This window comes from Parafrankia sp. EUN1f (assembly GCF_000177675.1).
GTDB lineage: Bacteria > Actinomycetota > Actinomycetes > Frankiales > Frankiaceae > Parafrankia.
Genome location: NZ_ADGX01000035.1, coordinates 40,960 through 61,398, shown reverse-complemented (window position 1 = coordinate 61,398; position 20,439 = coordinate 40,960). Strand labels below are relative to the sequence as shown.

General features: G+C 74.3%; 1 protein-coding gene. It reads left to right on the top strand.

Annotated features, from left to right (window positions below; all coding sequences use genetic code 11):
- Positions 1-115: 115 nt before the first annotated feature.
- Positions 116-20,074 carry a non-ribosomal peptide synthetase gene (locus tag FREUN1FDRAFT_RS13205; protein ID WP_006540556.1) on the top strand — a complete coding sequence of 6,653 codons (19,959 nt, stop codon included), beginning with the start codon at positions 116-118 and terminating at the stop codon, positions 20,072-20,074.
- The last annotated feature ends 365 nt before the right edge of the window (positions 20,075-20,439 follow it).

The window sequence follows — 20,439 nt, the reverse complement described above, 5'->3', positions numbered from 1 at the left end:
CAGCGGCCGTCGCCCCTGTCGGTCACCGGCCGCTCACCGGCCCCTGAAGCGGTAACCCATCGGTTACCAGTCGATGCCCCTCGTCCCGAGCCTCATCACCGGAAGGACGTCCACTGTGGCGAGTCCCGACTCCGCGCAGCGCAGGCGCGACCTGCTTCGCCGTCAGCTGGCTGCCGAGCGGCTGACGCGCGACCCGGTGGGTGGCGTCGGCGACCGGCCTCGCCGGACAGCCGGCCAGGGGCACCCGGTCAGTCCGGCGCAGCGCCGCATGTGGTTCCTGTCACGGCTTGACCCCACCAGCGCCGCCTACACGATCTCGGCCGCCTTCGAGCTGACCGGCCCGCTTGACCCGGAAGCCCTGAACCGCGCGTTGAACGCCGTCGCCGGTCGGCACGAGATCCTCCGCACGACCTACCGGGCCACCTCGGACGGGCAGCTGCAGCAGGTGGTCCGGGACGACATCCTGCCGGCGTGGCACAGCGTGGATCTCTCGGCCGAGCCGGCCGCGGAACCGGGCGGGCGTGCGCGCGCGATCGCGCTGGCAGCGGCGCGGCGCCCGTTCGACCTGACCGCCGAGTCGCCGCTGAGGGTCACCCTGCTGCGGCACGGTCCGCAGCTGCACACCCTGGCACTCGCCGCCCATCACATCGCCTGGGACGACGCGTCCTGGGACGTCTTCTTCGGCGACCTGCAGGCCGCCTACGCCGGGAAGGACGGCGCGGGCGCCGGCGCCGCCGTCCAGTTCCTCGACGCCGCGGCCCCGGTCGCGGACCAACCAGTTCCGACAGAGGGCCTCACCTACTGGCGCAACCGGCTGTTGCCGCTGGCCGAACCCGTGCGGCTGCCGGGGCCGGACGCCGACGACCGCGACCCTGCCGACCTGCCGGTCGCTGCGGCCCAGGGCCGTCGTGACACCGGCCGGCAGGTCGTCCACCTCGCGGCAGGGGAGCTCGCCGGGCAGGTCCGCGAACTCGCGACCGCCCACGGCGCGACACCGTTCATGGTGCTGCTGGCCGCCTACACGGCGCTGATCCACCGGGTGACCGGGGCGACCGACGTCACCGTCGGCTCGCCGGTCGTGAACCGGGAGGGTGCCGCGACCGAGGGCGTCATCGGCTACTTCGGCAACACGATCTGCCTGCGTCTCCCGGTGGGACCGATGGACAGCTTCACCGACCTGCTGCGGCGGACCCGTGACGTCTGCCGGGGCGCGTTCGCGCACGCTGACGTCGACCTCGCGGACGTCGTGCGCGAGCTCAACCCCGACCGGTCAGACGGCGTGTCCAGCCTGTTCAGCACGATGTTCGCCGTCCGCACGCAGGCCGCCGCCGCGTTGCGCGGCGGCTCGAGCCAGGGTGACGGCGATGGCCTGCGTGGTGAGCGCCGTCCCCTGCACAACGGCACGGCGCAGTTCCCGCTGATGGTCGTGGCCGAGATCGGTACCGGGCCCGACGGGGCCGACTCGCTCGAACTGGAGACGACATTCCAGCCGGGCTCGGTGTCCGGGGTGTTCGCACGCTCCCTCGGAGCACGGCTGGAGCGGCTGCTCACCGCGGCGCTCGCCGACCCGGCCGCGGCGATCGGCTTCATCGACCTGCTCACGCCGGACGAGCACGCCCACCTCGTGGGCGCCTGGACCGGCACCACGGCGGGGACCGGCACCACGGCGGGGACCGGCACCACGGCGGGGACCGGCACCGCGGCGGGGACCGGCACCGCGGCGGGGACCGGCACCACGGCGGGGACCGGCACCGCGGCGGGGACCGGCACCGCGGCGGGCCCGACGCCGGGCGAGCCGTGGGTGGCGCCCTTCATGTCCTGGGCCGAGGCCGACCCGGACCGGACGGCCCTGGTCACCGCCGAGCGTTCGATCTCCTACGGTGAGCTGGCCGCCGCGGCTGACGCGCTCGGGCGGCGACTGGCCGCCCGCGGCGCCCGGCCGGGCTCCATCGTCGGGATCGCCCTGCCCCGATCGATCGAGCTGGTGGTCGCGCTTGCGGCCACCGGCCGCGCCGGCGCCGCCTACCTTCCGCTCGACGTCGACTACCCACCCGACCGCCTCGCCCTGATGGTCGAGGACGCGGCGGCGGCGGTGCTGGTCACGACGCGCGAGCTGGCTCCCGGGATCCCGCTCGCGTCGGGGACCCGCCTCGTTCTCGTCGACGAGCCGGCACCCGTGTCCGAGCCGGCACCCGTGTCCGAGCCGGCACCCGTGTCCGAGCCGGCACCCGTGTCCGAGCCGGCACCGGTGTCCGAGCCGGCACCGGTGTCCGAGCCGGCACCCGTGTCCGAGCCGGCACCGGTGTCCGAGCCGGCACCGGTGTCCGAGATGGCACCGGAGCCCGAATCCGAATCCGCGTCCGCGCCGTGGCCGCCTGCCATCGCCCCGGACAGCCCGGTGTACGTCATCTACACGTCGGGCTCGACCGGCCGGCCCAAGGGCGTCCTGGTCGGCCATCGATCGCTGTCGGGTTTCCTGACGGAGTTCACCGAGACCGTGGGGATCGGGCCGGCTGACCGCGTGCTGGCCGCGACCACCTTGGCGTTCGACCCGAGCACCGTCGAGCTGCTCGCGCCGCTGACCGTCGGCGCCTCGGTCCATCTCGTCGCCAGTGAGGCGGCGCGGGACCCCTCGGAGCTTGCCCAGCTCCTGAGCGTCGGCGCGGTCACGCTGGCCCAGGCGACCCCGTCGCGCTGGCGTTCCATCCTTGCCGCCGACACCGCTCCCTACCCCGGCGTGCGGGTCCTGTGCGGCGCCGAGCCGCTGACCGTCGACCTCGCGCGGGAGCTGCGCACCCGCGCGGCGAGCCTGACCAATGTGTACGGCCCCACCGAGACGACGGTCTGGGCGACGACCGGTGAGGTGCGCGAGTCAGCGGGCGAGAGCGAGCGGATCACGGTCGGCACGCCGCTGCGCAACACCCGGGCCTACGTGCTGGACGGCGCGCTGATGCCGGTGCCGCCTGGCGTCATCGGCGAGCTCTACCTCACCGGTTCCGGCGTGGCCCATGGCTACCTGGCCCGCCCGGCGCTGACCTCCAACCGTTACGTGGCGAACCCGTTCGGCTTCGGCGAGCGGATGTACCGAACCGGTGACCTCGCCCGCTGGACCGCGGACGGTGAGCTGCTCCTCGCCGGCCGTTCGGACGACCAGGTCAAGATCCGTGGTTTCCGGATCGAGCCGGGGGAGATCGAGACGGTGCTGGCGCGCCACCCCGCGGTCGCGCGCTGCGCCGTCATCGCGCGGGAGGACGGGCCGGCGGGACGCGCGCTTGTCGCCTACGTCGTCCCGGCGGCCACCCCGGCCGAAACCGGGGCGCTCACCGACCAGCTGCGTGCGCACGCCGCGTCGTTCCTGCCCGGCTACATGGTGCCGGCGGCATTCGTGGTGCTGCCCATACTGCCCATCACCCCCAGCGGGAAGCTCGACCGGCGCGCCCTGCCCGCGCCCGAGTTCGGTGCGGCGGCCCAGTCCGGACGGACGCCCGCCACCCGGACCGAGGAGATCCTGCGCGACGTCTTCGCGGCCGTGCTGAGCCAGCCCGACATCGGCGTCGACCAGGACTTCTTCCATCGTGGCGGCGACAGCATCCTGGCCTTCTCCGTGGTCACCCGCGCGGCGGCGGCCGGGGTGACGGTGGCACTCGCGGACGTCTTCGCCACGCCCACCGTCGCCGGCCTGGCCACGGTGGCGGACGCCGCGGCAGCCGCCGCTGTGGATCAGCCGGGCGGCGCGGGTGCGGCGGGCGGCGCGGGCGCCGCGGACACGGCGGGCACGGCGGCGGTCGGTTCGACGTCCGCGCTCCCGGAGCTGCCTTCGGTCGATCCGGACGACGTCGAGCGCTGGCGGGCCCGGCTGCCCGGCCTGACCGACGTGTGGCCGCTGTCGCCGTCGCAGGCGGGCATGCTGTTCCAGCGCCTCGTCGACGGTGAGGACACGCCTGACGTCTACGTCGTCCAGTTCGTCCTCGACCTGCGGGGCGATCCCGACCCCGGTCGCCTGCGGGCCGCTTCCCGGGTCCTGCTGGAGCGGCACCCCCTGCTGCGCGCCGCGGTCCTGTCCGACGGCCGTGCGCCGGCCCAGGTCATCGTCGCCGAGGCGGAACCGGAATGGACGGTCGTCGACCTCTCCGCCTGGCCGGCCGCCGAGCAGGTGGCCGAGATGGAGCGGCTCGTCTCGGCCGACAGGGTGGCCCGGTTCGACCTGGCGCAGCCGCCGCTCCTGCGTTTCCTGTGGATCCGCACCGGGCCGGACAGCGCGCGGCTGGCTGTCTGCGCCCACCACCTCATCGTCGACGGCTGGTCGCTGCCGTTGCTGCTACGTGAGCTGTTCACCCTGGCCGCGGACCCGGCCGGCCCGGCGGCCGTCGCCGCACGGCTGCCGGCGCCACGCCCGTACGCGGACTACCTGCGCTGGCTGCGGGCTCAGGACTCCGGCGCCGCCCACGATGCCTGGCGCGACGAGCTGGCCGATCTCGAAGAACCGACCCTGCTTGCCGGCCTGACCGCCGCCGGCGGGACGAGGGCCGGCGGCTCGGCGGCCGCCCTCGAGCGGGAGGTCGGCCCCGAGCTGACCGCCCGGCTGGGCTCGCTCGCCCGCGAGCGAGGCGTCACGCTGAGCACCATCCTGCGCGCGGCGTACGGCGTCGCGCTCGTCCGCGCGGTCGGGCGTGACGATGTCGTCTTCGGCGCGGCGACCGCGGGCCGACCACCGGAGCTGCCCGGGGTCGAGTCCATGATCGGGCTGTTCGTCACCACCGTCCCGGTGCGGGTCACGGTGAGCGCGCGGATGACGTTCGCCGCGCTGCTGGCGGACCCACGGGTCACCCAGGCCCGGATGTTCGCCCACCAGCACGTCGGCCTGGCCGACATCCAGACGTCGATCGGGCGGGGTGAGCTGTTCGACAGCCTGCTCGTCCTCGAGTCCTACCCGTTCGACACGGCGACGCTGATCCCACCGGGCGGCCCGCGGCTCGAAGCCGTCGACGGCCATGACGGGACCCACTACGCGCTGACCATCCGGGTGATTCCCGGGGACCGGCTGCGGCTGACCTTCAGCTACTCCGACGGTGTCCTCGACGACGTGACCGTCGCCGGGCTGGCCGACCGCCTGCTCCTGCTGTTGGCGGAGATCGCGGCCGACCCGGACCGCCCGATCGGGGCCGTGACGGCCGTTCCCGCCGCCGAGCGCGGTCTCGCCGCCCTCGCTCCGGCGCCCGCGGCGGCCGGTGTCCTGCCAGCCGGTGTCCTGCCGGCTGGCGACGCGACGGCGGCCACCCTGCCCGACCTCTTCGAGGCCCAGGCCCGCCGGACCCCGGACGCGGTCGCGCTGCGCTGGCGCGAGACGGAGCTGACCTACGCCGAGCTCGACGCGCGGGCGGACCGGCTGGCCCGGCTGCTGCGCCAGCGCGGCGTCGGGCCGGAGTCGATCGTGGCCGTGGCGCTGCCCCGGTCACTCGACCTGGTCGTGAGCCTGCTCGCCGTGCTCAAGGCCGGCGGCGCCTACCTGCCGGTCGACCCGGCCTACCCCGCGGACCGGATCACGTTCATGCTGCGTGACGCGGCACCGGTGTGCGCGGTGACGACGGCGGCCACCCGGACGACGCTACCGCCCCGCATCGGCGTGCCGATGGTCGTGCTGGACGATCCGCTGGTCGACGCGGCCCTGACCGGGCAGCAGCAGTCCGGGCAGCAGCAGTCCGGTCCGCTCGACCCGGCCGGCCGGGCCCGGCCCGACAATCTCGCCTACGTGATCTACACGTCCGGGTCGACCGGCCGGCCGAAGGGCGCGCAGGTGCCGCACCGCAACGTGGTGCGGCTGTTCGCCGACAGCCAGCGGCACTTCCACTTCGGCTCCTCCGACGTCTGGACGCTCTTCCACTCGGTCTCGTTCGACTTCTCCGTGTGGGAGCTGTGGGGCCCGCTGCTGTACGGCGGCCGGCTCGTGGTGGTCGACCACGAGGTCTCCCGCTCACCGGGACAGTTCCTCGACCTGTTGCGGCGGGAGTCCGTCACCGTCCTCAACCAGACCCCTTCGGCCTTCGCCACGCTGATGGACGCCGATCGCGACGATCCGGGCGCCGGCGGGCCCCACGAGCTGAGCCTCCGGCTGGTGATCTTCGGCGGTGAGGCGCTGGACACCAGCCGGCTGGCACCGTGGTACGAGCGGCATCCGGACGACGCGCCGACCCTGGTCAACATGTACGGGATCACCGAGACCACGGTGCACGTCACGTACCTGCCGCTGGACCGGGACAGCGCCGCCGGTGCCGCCGCCCGGCGAGGCCTGATCGGCGAGCCGCTGCCGGGCCTGCGGGCTCGGATCCTCGACCGCCACCTCACCCCGGTCCCGCCGGGCGTGCCGGGGGAGGTCTACGTCAGCGGCGCCCAGCTCGCGCGCGGGTACCTGGGCCGGTTCGGCCTCACCGCCACCCGGTTCGTGGCCGATCCGTACGGCAACCCCGGCGAGCGGATGTACCGCACCGGCGACCTGGCCCGGCTGGGTCCGGACGGCGCGCTGGAATACCTCGGCCGCGCCGACGACCAGGTCAAGATCCGCGGCTTCCGCATCGAGCCGGGTGAGATCGAGGCGGTCCTGGCCGCCGATCCGGCGGTGGAACGGGCGGTCGTCATCGCGCGTGCGGACGACGCCGGCCGGCACCGGCTGGTCGCGTACGCCGTGCCGCGGGCGGGCCACCAGGTCGACGGCCCGGCACTGCGGGCGCGGGCCGCGGCGGCGCTGCCGGACTTCATGGTCCCGTCGGCGGTCGTCGTCCTCGACGCGCTGCCGCTGACCAGCAACGGGAAGCTCGACCGGGCCGCGCTGCCGGCGCCGGACCCGACCGCGGCCACCTCGGCCCGGTCGGGCGCCACCGATCTGGAACGTGCCCTGTGCGCGGTGTTCGCCGACGTTCTGGGACTGGACCGGGTCGGCGCCGACGACGAGTTCGTGGCGCTCGGTGGTGACAGCATCATCGCGATCCAGCTGGTCAACCGGGCGCGCCGCGAAGGCGTTGCGCTCACCCCGCGCGAGGTCTTCGTCCAGCGGACTCCGGCCGCGCTCGCGTCGCTCGTGGCAGGGCGCACCCCGGCCGCACCAGCCGGGACGTCCACCGCGGCCGAGGCAGGCGCGCCATCCGGGACAGCCACGCCGTCCGAGACAGCCGTGGTCCCGGGACTCCCGGGGACGCCGACCTCGACCGGCCTGCTGACCCCACCGCCGATCGTGGCCCAGCTCGCCGACTGGGGCGGCGAGATCCAGCGCTACAACCAGGCATTTCTCATCCGGACGCCGGCCGGTGCCGACGAGGTGTCGTTGCGGGCCGCGCTCGGCGCGATCCTCGTGCACCACGACGCCCTGCGGACCCGGCTGCTGCGGCCCGCGCCGGGCATCTGGCTGTTCCAGATCGATCCACCCGCCACGGGCACCGGCGCGCCGGGAAGCACGGCCGACGCCGATCTGCTGACCCGCGTCGACGTCGCCGGGCTCGCGCCGGCCGGGCTGCGCGGGGCCATCGCGGCCGCCTCCGAATCGGCCGCCGGTGGCCTGGACCCGGACGCCGGCGTGATGGTCCGCGCGGTCTGGCTCGACGCCGGTCCGGCCGAACCCGGCCGGCTGGTGATCGTCGCCCACCACCTCGTCGTGGACGGGGTGTCGTGGCGGATCCTGCTCGCCGACCTCGAGGCCGCGTATGCGGCGGCCAGCGCCGGCCGGCCGGCGCGGCTCGGCGCGGTCGGCACGTCGTTGAAGGCGTTCAGCGAGGTGATCGCCGGGTACGCGACCGCACCGGACCGGCTCGCCGAGCTGACCCACTGGCTGGCGACGCTCGCGCCGGGCGGACGCCCGTTCGGCCAATCCGCGCCCGCGCTCACCGCCGCGGGTACCTCGGCCGCGGCCGCGCTGGGACCCGCCGCGGTCGGGACGGCCGCCGACACCGAACGCCTCGTCGTCGAGCTGCCCACGCAGGCCTCCTCGGCCCTGCTCACCGGTGTTCCCGCGGCGACCGGTACCGAGGTCACCGCGGTGCTGCTCGCCGGCCTGCGGCTGGCGGTCCCGGTCCGCCCGACCGATGACGACCGTGGCGCCGGCCGGGAGGACGCCGACGGCGAGCTGCTCGTCGATCTCGAGCGGCACGGGCGCGAGGAGATCGTCCCCGGCCTGGACCTGTCCCGCACGGTCGGCTGGTTCACCAGCATCGCGCCGGTCCGGCTGGGACCGGTGCGGGAGGACGCGCGCGCGACGCTCGCAGAGGTGGCGGCGAGCCTGCGGGCTGCCCCGGACAGCGGTGCTGGTTTCGGCCCGCTGCGCTACGCCAACCCGCTGGCCGGGCCGGTTCTGGCCCGCGCCGGTCGGCCCCAGATCCTGTTCAACTACCTGGGCCGCTTCGGTGCCGACCAACGCGCCGACTGGGGGCCCGCGCAGGAGTTCGACGCGCTCGCCGCCGCGCCCGACCCCGGTCTGGGTGTCGGCTACCCGCTGACCGTCGACGTGGTCGGCGTGGAGACGGCCGAGGGCCCGGTGCTTCGGGCGACCTTCACCTACCTGACGACCGTTCTGTCGCAACCGCAGACAGCACGCCTCGCCACCGGTTTCCGGGACGCCCTGCTGGAGCTGGCCACGCTCGCGCCCCCGCGGCCCGAATCCGCGTCCGAGCGGCTCCCGGACCCGCCGCCCGAGACGTCCGCCGCGCTCGTCGCGCTCTCGGATGAGGACCGGGAACGGATCTCCCGCGACTTCCCGGCGGCGGTCGAGGACGTCTGGCCGCTCTCACCGTTGCAGGAGGGCCTGTACTTCCAATGGTCCCTGGACCAGACGAGTGACGCGTACACCGCCCAGTTCTCCCTCGACTTCGACCACCGTCTCGACGCCGAGCGGATGCGCCGGGCCTGCGCGGCGCTCATGGCCCGGACCCCGACGCTGCGCGCGGGCTTCCTCAGCGACGGTCTGCCCCAGCCGGTGCAGGTCATCGCGGCTGAGCTGCCCGCGCCGGTCACCGAAGTCGACCTGTCCGGGCTGGCCGAGCCCGAACGGGCGGCCGAGGCCGAGCGGATCGCCGCGGCCGACCGGGCCCGCCCGTTCGACGTCGCCCGGCCGCCGCTGTTCCGGCTGACCGTCCTCCACCTCGGGGAGCGGCACGACCGGCTGATCGTGAACCGCCAGGTGCTGCTGTGGGACGGCTGGTCGGGCGCCCTCGTCGTCGAGGGCCTGCTCGGGCTGTACGCGGCCGAGGGCGGTGCGGCGGCGCCCCCCGCTCCGCGGGGTTCCTTCCGGGACTACCTGGCCTGGCTGCGGGAGCAGGACACCGAGGCCACCGGACGTGCCTGGCGGTCGGCGCTGGCCGGCCTGGAGGAGCCGACGCTGGTGGTGCCGGCCGCGCGTGGCCTGCCACCGGTCGCCCCGGGCCGGATCACCGCCGAGCTGCCGGAGGCGACCGCGACCGCGGCGCGGGCAGCCGCCCGCGCTCAGGGCGTGACCCTGAACACGCTCTTCAACGCCGCGCTCGCGCTGGTCCTGGCGTCGGCGACCGGGTCGGACGACATCGTGTTCGGCACGACCGTCGCCGGCCGGCCGACCGAGGTCGAGGGCATCGAAGAGGTCGTCGGGCTGTTCCTGAACACGGTGCCGGTCCGGGTCCGGCTCGATCCCCGCGAGTCGGTCGGCGACCTGCTGCGCCGCATCACCGGGCAGCGACTGGACCTGCTCGACCACGAGTACCTCGGGCTCGGGGAGATCCAGCAGGCCAGCGGTCATCCCGTGCTGTTCGACACGCTGTACGTCCTGCAGAACTTCATCGACGAGGTGGCGAACGACGAGACCAGCGCCCGGCACGGGATCACCGGCGGGACCAGCCTCGACCACACCCACTTCCCGCTGACCTTCGTGCTGTTCCCGGGCGCGCGCATCACCGCGCGGCTGGAGTACCGCGCGGACGTGGTCGCGCCCGAGACGGCGCAGGCCCTGTTCGACCGCCTCCTGGCGCTGGTCGGCGCGTTGTCCGACCACCCTGACACCCCGGTCGGATCCCTGGACGCCCTGCTGCCCGCGGAGCGGGCCCGGCTGGAGGAGGCCCTGGCGGTGCCGACGCGGCCGACGGGCACCGAGACCATCGCCGACCTGCTCGCCGTTTCGGCCGAGCGCCTCGACGGGCAGGTGGCGCTGGTCCTGGATGAGCAGCGGCTGACCTACCGGGAGCTCGACGACCGGGTCAACCAGCTGGCGAGGCTGCTGATCGCGCGGGGCGCCGGGCCGGAGACGGTGGTGGCGCTCGGGCTCGGCCGGACGGTCGACATGGTCGTCGCGCTGTTCGCCGTCCTGCGCACCGGCGCCGCCTATCTGCCACTTGAGCTGGACCACCCGCCGGCACGCCTGCTGGAGATGGTGGTCGACGCGCGGGCGGCGATCCTCGTCACCACCAGGGCGACCGCCCGCTACCTGGCGGGTGCGCCAGCGGACGCGGCTGTGCCAGCCGACGCGGACGTGCCGGCCACCGCGGACACACCGGGCGCTGGGAGCGCGACCTGGCTGGTCCTCGACCAGGGCGCGGTGGCCGCCGAGCTGGCCGCGGCCGGGTCAGGCGCGCTGTCGGACGCCGAGCTCGGCGCCTTCGCCCGTGACCGGGCGGACCGGCTCGAGCACCCGGCATATGTGATCTACACGTCGGGTTCGACCGGCCGGCCCAAGGGCGTCGTGACGCCGTACCGGGGCCTGACCAACATGTGGCTCAACCACCAGGAGGAGATCTTCACTCCGACGGTGGCGGCGGCCGGCGGGCGCCGGCTGCGGATCGCGCACACCGTGTCGTTCGCCTTCGACATGTCCTGGGAGGAGCTGCTCTGGCTCGTCGAGGGCCACGAGGTGCACATCTGCGACGAGAACCTGCGCCGGGACGCCGAAGGCCTCGTCGCCTACTGCGACCGGCACCGGATCGACGTCGTCAACGTGACGCCGACCTACGCGGCCCATCTGTTCGAGTCCGGCCTGCTCGACCGCGACGAGGATCCCGCCGGCGCGGAACCGGCCGGGGGGCGCCATCGGCCGCCCCTGGTCATGCTGGGCGGCGAAGCCGTCCCGGACTCGGTCTGGAACCGGCTGCGCGACACGGCTGACACGACCGGCTACAACCTGTACGGGCCGACCGAGTACACGATCAACACGCTCGGTGCCCCGACGGCGGACAGCCCGACGCCGACCGTCGGCCGGCCGATCCGCAACACCAGCATCTACGTGCTCGACCGGTGGCTGCGCCCGGTGCCCGACGGCGCCCCCGGCGAGCTGTACATCGCCGGCGACGGCCTGGCCCGCGGCTACCTCGACCGCTTCGGCCTGACCGCCACCCGGTTCGTCGCCGACCCGTTCCGGGCCGGTGACCGGATGTACCGCACCGGTGACCTGGCCATCCGCCGCGTCGACGGCAACATCGACTTCCTCGGGCGGACCGACGACCAGGTGAAGATCCGCGGCCATCGGATCGAGCTCGGGGAGGTGACCTTCGCTCTCGACAGCCACCCGGCGGTCAGCCAGTCGGCGGTGATCGCCACGGACGACCCGGCCCTGCCGGGCTCCAAGCGGCTCGTCGCCTACGTCGTGCCGGCGGAGCGGTCGGCCGCCGAGACCGCCGCGAGCGAGGACGACCAGGTCGGCGAGTGGCGCCAGATCTACAGCGACGAGTACGAGCGAATCCCGACCGCCGCGCTCACCGAGGACTTCGCCGGCTGGGACTCCAGCTACGACGGCCAACCGATCCCGTTCGAGCACATGCGGGAATGGCGGGCGGCCACCCTCGACCGGATCCGGGCGCTGGAACCCCGGCGCGTCCTGGAGATCGGTGTCGGCACCGGCCTCCTGCTCGGCGGGCTCGCACCCGAGGTCGAGGCCTACTGGGGCACCGACCTCGCCGCGCCGGTCATCGCGAAACTGCGCGCCGAGCTGGCCACCGACCCGGATCGCTTCGGCCGGGTGGAGCTGCGCAACCAGCCGGCGCATGTCACCGACGGGCTGCCCGCGGGCTACTTCGACACGATCATCATCAACTCGGTGATCCAGTACTTCCCGAGCGCCGGCTACCTGGCCTCGGTGCTGCGCTCCGCGCTCGCCCTGCTGGCCCCGGGCGGCTCGCTGTTCGTCGGCGACGTCCGCGACCTGGGTCGACTGCGGATCTTCCACACCGCGATCGAGCTCGCCCGCTCCGGCGGCAGGCCCGTCGCCTCGACCGGGCTCACCGCCGCGGTGGACCGGCGCATGCTGCTGGAGAAGGAGCTGGTGGTGGCACCGGCGTTCTTCCTCGGGATCGCCGCCGAGGAGGGCCTGGAGGTGTCGGTGCGCGTCCGGCGGGGACGCTTCGGCAACGAGCTGACCAGGCACCGGTACGACGTGGTGCTGCGGTCCGGTGTGTTCGACGGCGACGCCGGGACCGCGTCGGACGATGCCGGGACCGATGCCGGTACCGCGTCGTCCGAGCCGCGCTCGCTGGCCTGGGGCGTCGACACCGGTGACCTTGAGAGCCTCGGCGCGCTGCTGGGCGCCGAAGCACCGGCACGGGTGCGACTCGCCGGTATTCCCGACGCCCGGATCGCGGCCGAGCTCGCCGCCGCCGAGGTCGTCGCGGCGGAAGGCCCGACGGCGTCCGCCGCGGCCACGGTCGAGCCGCAGGACCTGTACGAGCTGGCCGACAGCCTCGGCTACGAGGCCGCTCTCACCCCGTGCCCGGACGACCCCGGGCGGCTCGACGCCCTGTTCGTGCGGGGTTCCGGCCCGCGGGCGCTGCCGGTGGTCCGACCAGCCGACGATCCCGCTTCCCGGCCCGCGCCGGGCGTGGCGGTGACGAACGACCCGACGGCGGCCCGCGCCGCCGCCGCGATCGTCGGTCGCCTGCGTACCGACCTCGCCGCCCTGCTGCCCGACTACCTCGTCCCGTCGGCCTTCGTGCCGCTGCCGGCGATTCCCCGCAACGCCAACGGCAAGCTCGACGTGGCGGCGCTGCCGCCGGCCGAGCCGGTGGCGACAAGCTCCGGGAGGGCACCGGCCACCGCGCTGGAGCAGGCCCTGGCCGACCTGTTCGCCGACGTCCTCGGTCTGCCCGAGGTCGGGGCCGACGACAACTTCTTCGCCCTGGGCGGCCACTCGCTGCTCGCGACCCGGGTGGTCAGCCGGGCGCGGGCCACGCTGGAGATCGACCTGGCCATCCGCGACCTGTTCGACGCCCCCACGGTCGAGACCCTGGCGGCGAAGGTGGCCGGCCAGGCACCCGCGACCACCCGCCCGCCGCTGGTCGCCGGTGAGCGCCCCGACCGGATCCCGCTTTCCGCGGCGCAGCGCCGGCTGTGGCTGGTCGACCAGCTGACGTCCTCGGCCGGCGACGGCTCGACCGCCTACAACTACCCGATCGCGTTCCAGATCGCCGGGCGGGTCGACGTCGAGGCGCTGCACGCGGCCGTCGGTGACCTGCTGGAGCGGCACGAGGCGCTGCGCACCGTCGTCGACGTCGTCGACGGCGAGCCCTACCAGCGGATCCTCGACCCGACCACCGCCCGGCCCCGTCTCACCGTCGAGAACTGTGCGCGGGACGAGGTGACCGCCCGCATCTCCCAGGCGGCGGCGGAGCCGTTCGACCTGACCGCGCAGATCCCGCTGCGGCTGATGGTGCTGCGCGGCGACACCGGCGACACACTGGTCGTGATCCTGCACCACATCGCGACCGACGAATGGTCGGACCGGCCGTTCCTGCTGGATCTGGACGCCGCCTACACCGCGCGGCGGGCCGGTGCGGCGCCGGAATGGGCTCCGCTGCCGGTCCAGTACGCCGACTACACCCTCTGGCAGACCGCTCTGCTCGGCGATCCGGCCGCCAAGGACAGCCTGGCCACCCGGCAGCGCGCGTTCTGGCTGGAGGCCCTGCGCGGCCTGCCGGAGGAGATCGGGCTGCCGCTGGACCGGCCACGGCCAGCGGTGCGCGACGGGGCGTCCGGACGGGTGGTCCGCGTCCTGCCGGGCGCGGTCGCGACCGGCCTGCGTGAGCTGTGCTCCCGGACCGGGACGAGCATGTCGATGCTCACCCACGCGGCCATCGCCGTCCTGCTGCACCGGCTCGGGTCGGGTGACGACATCCCGATCGGCGTTCCCATCGCCGGGCGGACCGACACGGCGCTCGAACGGCTCGTCGGCTTCTTCGTCAACACCCTGGTGATCAGGTCCGACCTGGGCGGCGATCCGACCTTCCGGGAGCTGCTGGCGCGGACCCGCAGCACCGACCTGGCCGCCTTCGACCACCAGGACCTCCCCTTCGAGGACGTGGTCGCCGCGGTCAACCCGCGCCGCGTGCCCGGGGTGAACCCGCTGTTCCAGGTGATGGCGGGCTACCACCACCTCGCCGAGGACGACCGGGACCTGCTCGGCGGGCCGGTCACCTGGATCAACCCGGAGGTCGGGACAGCCAAGTTCGACCTGGACGTGACCTTCGTCGACCGTGCCGCGCGCAACGAGATCACGATTCTGGTCGAGTTCGCCACCGACGTGATCGAACCGGCCGGCGGCGCCCGGCTGGCCGACCGGCTGACCCGCCTGCTGGCCGGGCTCGTCGCCGAGCCGGACCGGCCGGTCAGCCAGCTGGAGATCGTGGACGACCGCGAGCGCGCGGCGGCGCTGCGCGCGGCGGCCGGCCCCCGGCGAGAACTGCCCCCGGGCGGTGACACGGTGGTGGACCTGCTCGAACGGGCCGTGGCCGCGTTCCCCCACCGGGTCGCGCTGGTCACCGACACGGGCCGGGCCACGTTCACCGACCTCGCGGCGCAGGTCGACCGGATCGCCGGGCTCGTGCACGGGATCGGCGGCGGCCCGGAGACGGTGATCGCCCTTGCGCTGCCACGTGCGCTGATGGTCCCGGCGATCTTCGGCGTGCTGGCGGCCGGCGCGAGCTACCTGCCACTGGACGTCGAGCATCCCCCCGAACGGCTCTCGTTCGTGCTGGCCGACGCGGCCCCGGTGGCCGTGCTCACCACGGCGGTGCTGGCCGACCGCCTCCCGCCCGCCGCCGCCGAGGTCGTGCTGCTGTCTGACGGCACAGCCGCGGACGGCGAGGGCTCCGGCCGGGCGTTCGCCGGGTACACCCGACCCCTGCCGGACAGCGCCGCCAGCGTCATCTACACCTCCGGCTCGACCGGGCGCCCCAAGGCGGTCGTCGGCACCCACCGTGGCCTGGCCAACCTCTTCGCGTCCCACGCGGTCGACCTCATGGCGCCGGCCGAGGAGGCAGCCGGACCGGACCGCGGCGCCCAGCGTGTCGTACACGCCGCCTCGTTCAGCTTCGACGGCTCCTGGGAGCCTCTGCTGTGGCTGCTGGCCGGACATGAGGTCCATGTGGTCGGCGAAGCGACCGCGCGGGACGCGGCCGCGCTCGTCGACCACATCGAGCGGGCGCGGATCGATGTGCTCGACCTGACGCCGACCTACCTCCAGGAGCTGCTGGACCACGGCTTCCTCCGCGCCGAGGGCCACCGGCCAGGGGTGCTGATGGTCGGCGGCGAGGCCACCGCGCCGGCGCTGTGGGAGCGGCTGCGGTCGACGCCGGGAATGGTGAGCCACGACCTGTACGGGCCGACCGAGTACTCGGTCGACGCCTACGGCTGGCACAGCGCCGGCACCGACCCGCGGCCCGAGCCGGCCGGCGATCCGGACCACCCCACCCAGGACGCACCGGGCCAGGACGCACCGGCCCAGGACGCACCGGCCCAGGACGCATCGGGCCAGGGCCAGGGTCGGGATGTGCCTGGTTGGGCGGGGCCGATCGCCAACACGTATGCCTACCTTCTCGACGCGGCGCTCTCGCCGGTCCCGGACGGGGTGGCGGGCGAGCTGTACCTGGCCGGCCCCGGGCTGGCCCGGGGTTACCTGGGCCGCCCCGACCTGACCGCGGGCCGTTTCGTCGCCGACCCGTTCGGCCCGGCGGGCCAGCGGATGTACCGCACCGGTGACCGGGCCCGGCGGCGGCCCGACGGCGCACTCGCCTTCCTCGGGCGTACCGACGACCAGATCAAGCTGCGGGGCTTCCGGATCGAGCTCGGGGAGATCGAGCGTGCCGTGGAGACGGTCGCCGGTGTCAACGCGGCCGCGGTCGTCTTCCGCCCGGACGCACCGCCCGCCCTCCAGCTCGTGGCCTACCTGGTGGCAGGCCCAGCCGTGCCGGCGGAGCGGGAACCGGCGGCGGGCGATCCGGCCGAGCACGAGCTGGCGGCGCACGAGCTGGCGGCGCGCGAGCTGACCGAGCGCGAGCTGACCGAGCACGAGCTGACCGAGAACGCTCGTGCCCACCTGGCCCGGGTGCTGCCGGTGCACATGGTTCCGCAGGCATTCGTCGTGCTGGGGCGGCTGCCCCGCACGGTCAACGGCAAGCTCGACCGGGCGGCGCTGCCCGAACCGGCCGCGCCGACCCTGGCGGGCGGCCGGCGGCCCCGGGACGCCCGCGAGGAGCTGCTCGCGGAGCGGTTCGCCGCGGTGCTCGGCGTCGAGCGGGTGGGCCGGGACGACGACTTCTTCGCCCTCGGCGGCCATTCGCTGCTCGTCATGCGGCTGTGCGCGGCGATCCGCTCGACCTTCGGGGTGGAGATCACACCCCGCACGGTCTTCGAGGAGCCGACGGTGGCCGGGCTCGCACGGCGGATGGAGGCGGCGGGCACCGCCCGCCCGCCGGTCGGCCGCCACCAGCGGCCGGAACACCCACCACTGTCGGCCGCGCAGCGGCGCCTGTGGGTCCTGGCGCAGCTGGAGGGCCCCAGCCCGACCTACAACATCCCGATCACCTGGCGGCTGACCGGCCCGCTGGACGTGGCCGCCCTACGCGCCGCGGTGGACGACGTGGTGGCCCGGCACGAGTCGCTGCGCACCGTCTTCCCGAGCGCCGACGGCGAGCCGTTCCAGCGCGTCCTCGATCCCTCCCGGGCACGGATCTCGTTCGAGGTGGTCGACTGGATCCCGCCGACGAGCGCGGACCACGCCGAACCGGAGCTGGAACTGGAGCCGGAGCCGGGTGAGGCGGGCCTGGCGGACATCCTCGCCCGGGCGGCGGCGTATTCCTTCGATCTCGAGCACGAGCCGCCGATGCGGGTGACCGTCGTCCGCTGCTCGTCCCGGCTGCACATCGCACAGTTCCTCGTGCATCACATCGCGGCGGACGAGGGTTCGGACCGTCCGCTGGCCCGTGACCTGTCGGTGGCCTATCGGGCGCGAGCGGCGGGTGCCGCACCGGTTTGGGCGCCGCTGCCCGTCCAGTACGTCGACTACACGCTGTGGCAGCAGCGGCTGCTTGGCGACGAGTCCGATGTCACCAGCCCCGCCGCGCGCTCGAGGGAGTTCTGGCGCGGCGCGCTGGCCGGCCTGCCTGACGAGGTGGCGTTGCCCACCGACCGGCCGCGGCCGGCGGAGCCGAGCCACACCGGCGGAATCGTCGAGATCTCCCTGGACGACGACGTCGTCGGCGCGCTGCGCGCGGTCGGTCGGGCCCACAACGCGAGCATGTTCATGGTGCTGCGGGCAGCCGTCGCGACGCTGCTGCACCGGCTGGGGGCGGGGGAGGACATCCCCATCGGCAGCCCGGTCGCCGGCCGGACCGATGACACGCTCGACGACCTCGTCGGCTTCTTCCTCAACACCGTGGTCCTGCGCACCGACCTGGCGGGCGACCCGTCGTTCGGCGAGCTGCTCGGACGGGTCCGCGCGGGTGACCTCGCCGCGCTCGACCACCAGGAGCTGCCGTTCGACCGGGTGGTGGAGGCGGTGAACCCACCGCGGCAGCTGGCCCGCCATCCCCTGTTCCAGGTCATGATCGTGTATCTCGCGGCGTCCGATGTCGTCGACGAGCTGGCGTTCGACGGCATCAGCGCACGTCCCGAACCGGTGCTGCGGGCGGACGCCAAATTCGACATGTCCTTCGACTTCATCGAACGGGGCGGGGCCGAGGGCGGTATGACCATCGGCGTCGCCTACAGTGACGACCTGTTCGACCGCGCCGGCGTGGACCGGATCGCCGAGCGCCTGCGGGACGTCCTCGCCGCGGTGGCCGCGGATCCGTCCGTACCGCTCAGCGCACTGCGGCTGAGCTGGGCGGCGATCCCCGCGGCAACCGCGTCTCGCGCCGCCCTCGTGGCCGCCGGCAGCTCCGGTGGCTCTGGCACCTCCGGTGGCTCCGGTGGCGACGATCGCGGTGACGGGAGTGCCGCGACGGCCACCGCCGGCCGCGCGCCCGCGAACGACATCGAGGAGATCCTGGTCAACACCTTCCTGCAGGTACTGGGGGTTGACCAGGTCGGCGTCGACGATGACTTCTTCGCGCTCGGCGGCGACAGCATCGTCGCGATGCGGCTGGTGAACCGGATCCGCGCCGCCGGTCTCGTGGTGACTCCGCGGCTGCTGTTCGGCCATCGCACGCCTGGCGCGCTCGCGACGGTCGTGCGGCGCCGCGCGCCGCGCCCGGAGGCCCCGCAGCCCGGCCAGGCCGCGGCGGCGGTGGTCGTCCCACCGACCCCGGCGCTGCAGTCGGCGCGCGGGCGCGGGCGTACGAGCGACGGCACGGACGCTTTCGCGTCCTTCTCCTCGCCGGTGCTGCTGCGCACGCCTTGCGGGCTGGACCACGCGACGCTGACCAGGGTGCTCACAGCCGTCGTCGACCAGCACGACGTCCTGCGGGCCAGGCTTGTCCGCTCGGACCTGCCCGGCGGGCTGGCGCTTCCCCCGGGCGCGGCGACGGTGGGTGCGGACGGCGGTCCGGCCTGGTCGCTGGTGATCGCGCCGCCTGGCGGCGTCGACGTCGGCGGCTGGATCCGGCGGGTCGACGCCACTGACCTCGCCTCGGGCGACGGCTTCGACAGCGAGGCCGGTCGGTCGCTGATCGCGGAGCTGGCGGCGTCGACCAACCGCGAGCTCGATCCGGACGCCGGGCAGGCCATCCGGGCCGTCTGGCTGGACGCGGGCGGCGCGCGTCCGGGCCGACTCCTGTTGATCATCCATCACGCCCTGATCGACGGTGTCTCCTGGTCGATCGTGCTGGAGGATCTCGCGGCCGCCTGGCAGGCGCTCGCGGCAGGCGAACCGCCCCGGCTCGCGCCGGTTCCCGTCTCGTACGCCGACTGGGCGCGCCGCCTCGACGACCGTGCGCGGGCCCCGGAGACGGCGTCACGGCTGCCGTTCTGGTCGGACCTGCTGGGCCGGGCCACGCCCGTGGAATGGGTCGCCCGGCCCGTGGATCCGGTGGAGGCCGGCGGGCTTGCCGAATCCGCCGGGCAGACCGGCTCGGCGGCCGGGCAGGAGGGCTCGGCCGGGCAGGTGGGTGCGGCCGGGCAGGTGAGTGCGGCCGCGGCCCAGGCGGTGACGGTGAGCGTGCCTGCGGAACGGGCGGCGCCGCTTCTGTCGACGGTGCCCGCCGGTTTCGGCATCGGTGTGGACGAGCTGCTGCTCGCCGCGCTGTCCCTGGCCGTCGCCGACCGGACCCGCCCAGGCGAGAGCGGGACATCGGGGATGATCGTCGCAGTCCAGGCGCACGGCCGGCAGGAGCAGATCGTGGGGGATGTCGACCTGTCCCGAACGGTCGGCTGGATGGCGGAGATCTTCCCGTTCCTCCTCGAACGGGACGCCACCGACGGCGCCGTGTTCGGCGAGCGTTCCGTGGACGCCGCGGCGGCCCGGGTGCACGCACTCATGGCATCCGTTCCCGACGGCGGAACCGACTACAGCATGTTGCGCTTCCTCAACCCGCGGACCGCGCCCGAGCTCTCCGCCGCACCGCTGCCCACGGTCTACCTGAACTACGTCGGCCGGTTGACACGGGGCGAGACGGCCGACTGGGCGGTCGCCGCGGAGGACGAGGAGCTCTTCGCGGACTGGAACGCCGAGCAGCCCGATCCCTTCCCGGTGAGCCTGATCGTGAGGGTTCTCGACGGTCCGGGCGGTCCCGAGCTCACGGCGCGATGGTCCCGTGGACCGGACGGCCCCGCCATGGAGGTCGTCAGCGACCTCGCGACGTCGTGGGTCCGGGCGCTGGACGCCCTCGCTGCCCTGGCATCAGGGCGCGGAACAGACGACTCCAGCTGACTGCGCGCCACGGCCGCGGGGTTCACCACGGCCGTGGCCGCCTTCTCGCGCAACCTTCCGGACCGGCCGGCGCCGCGATTCTCGGATTCCGGTGGCAGTGGTTCCGGCAAAGGCCTCGGGCTATGTCGGGAGGAGTCCGGTCGGCTGCCGGTGAATCCACGGATTCGATGACCGCAGGGCATCGGATTACTACTGAGTTATTTCCGTCTCACAGCCAACTGACAGGAATGCTGCGAGTCCGGGGTCGGCGATAGAAAAGACTCAACTGGCCGAGTCGTGTGGATGGGATTGTCCTTGAACGAGACACCTGTACTTGCTAAAGTTTATGTTGGTCGCCGCCCGGTCGGTTGTGTGCTCCGGTTCCG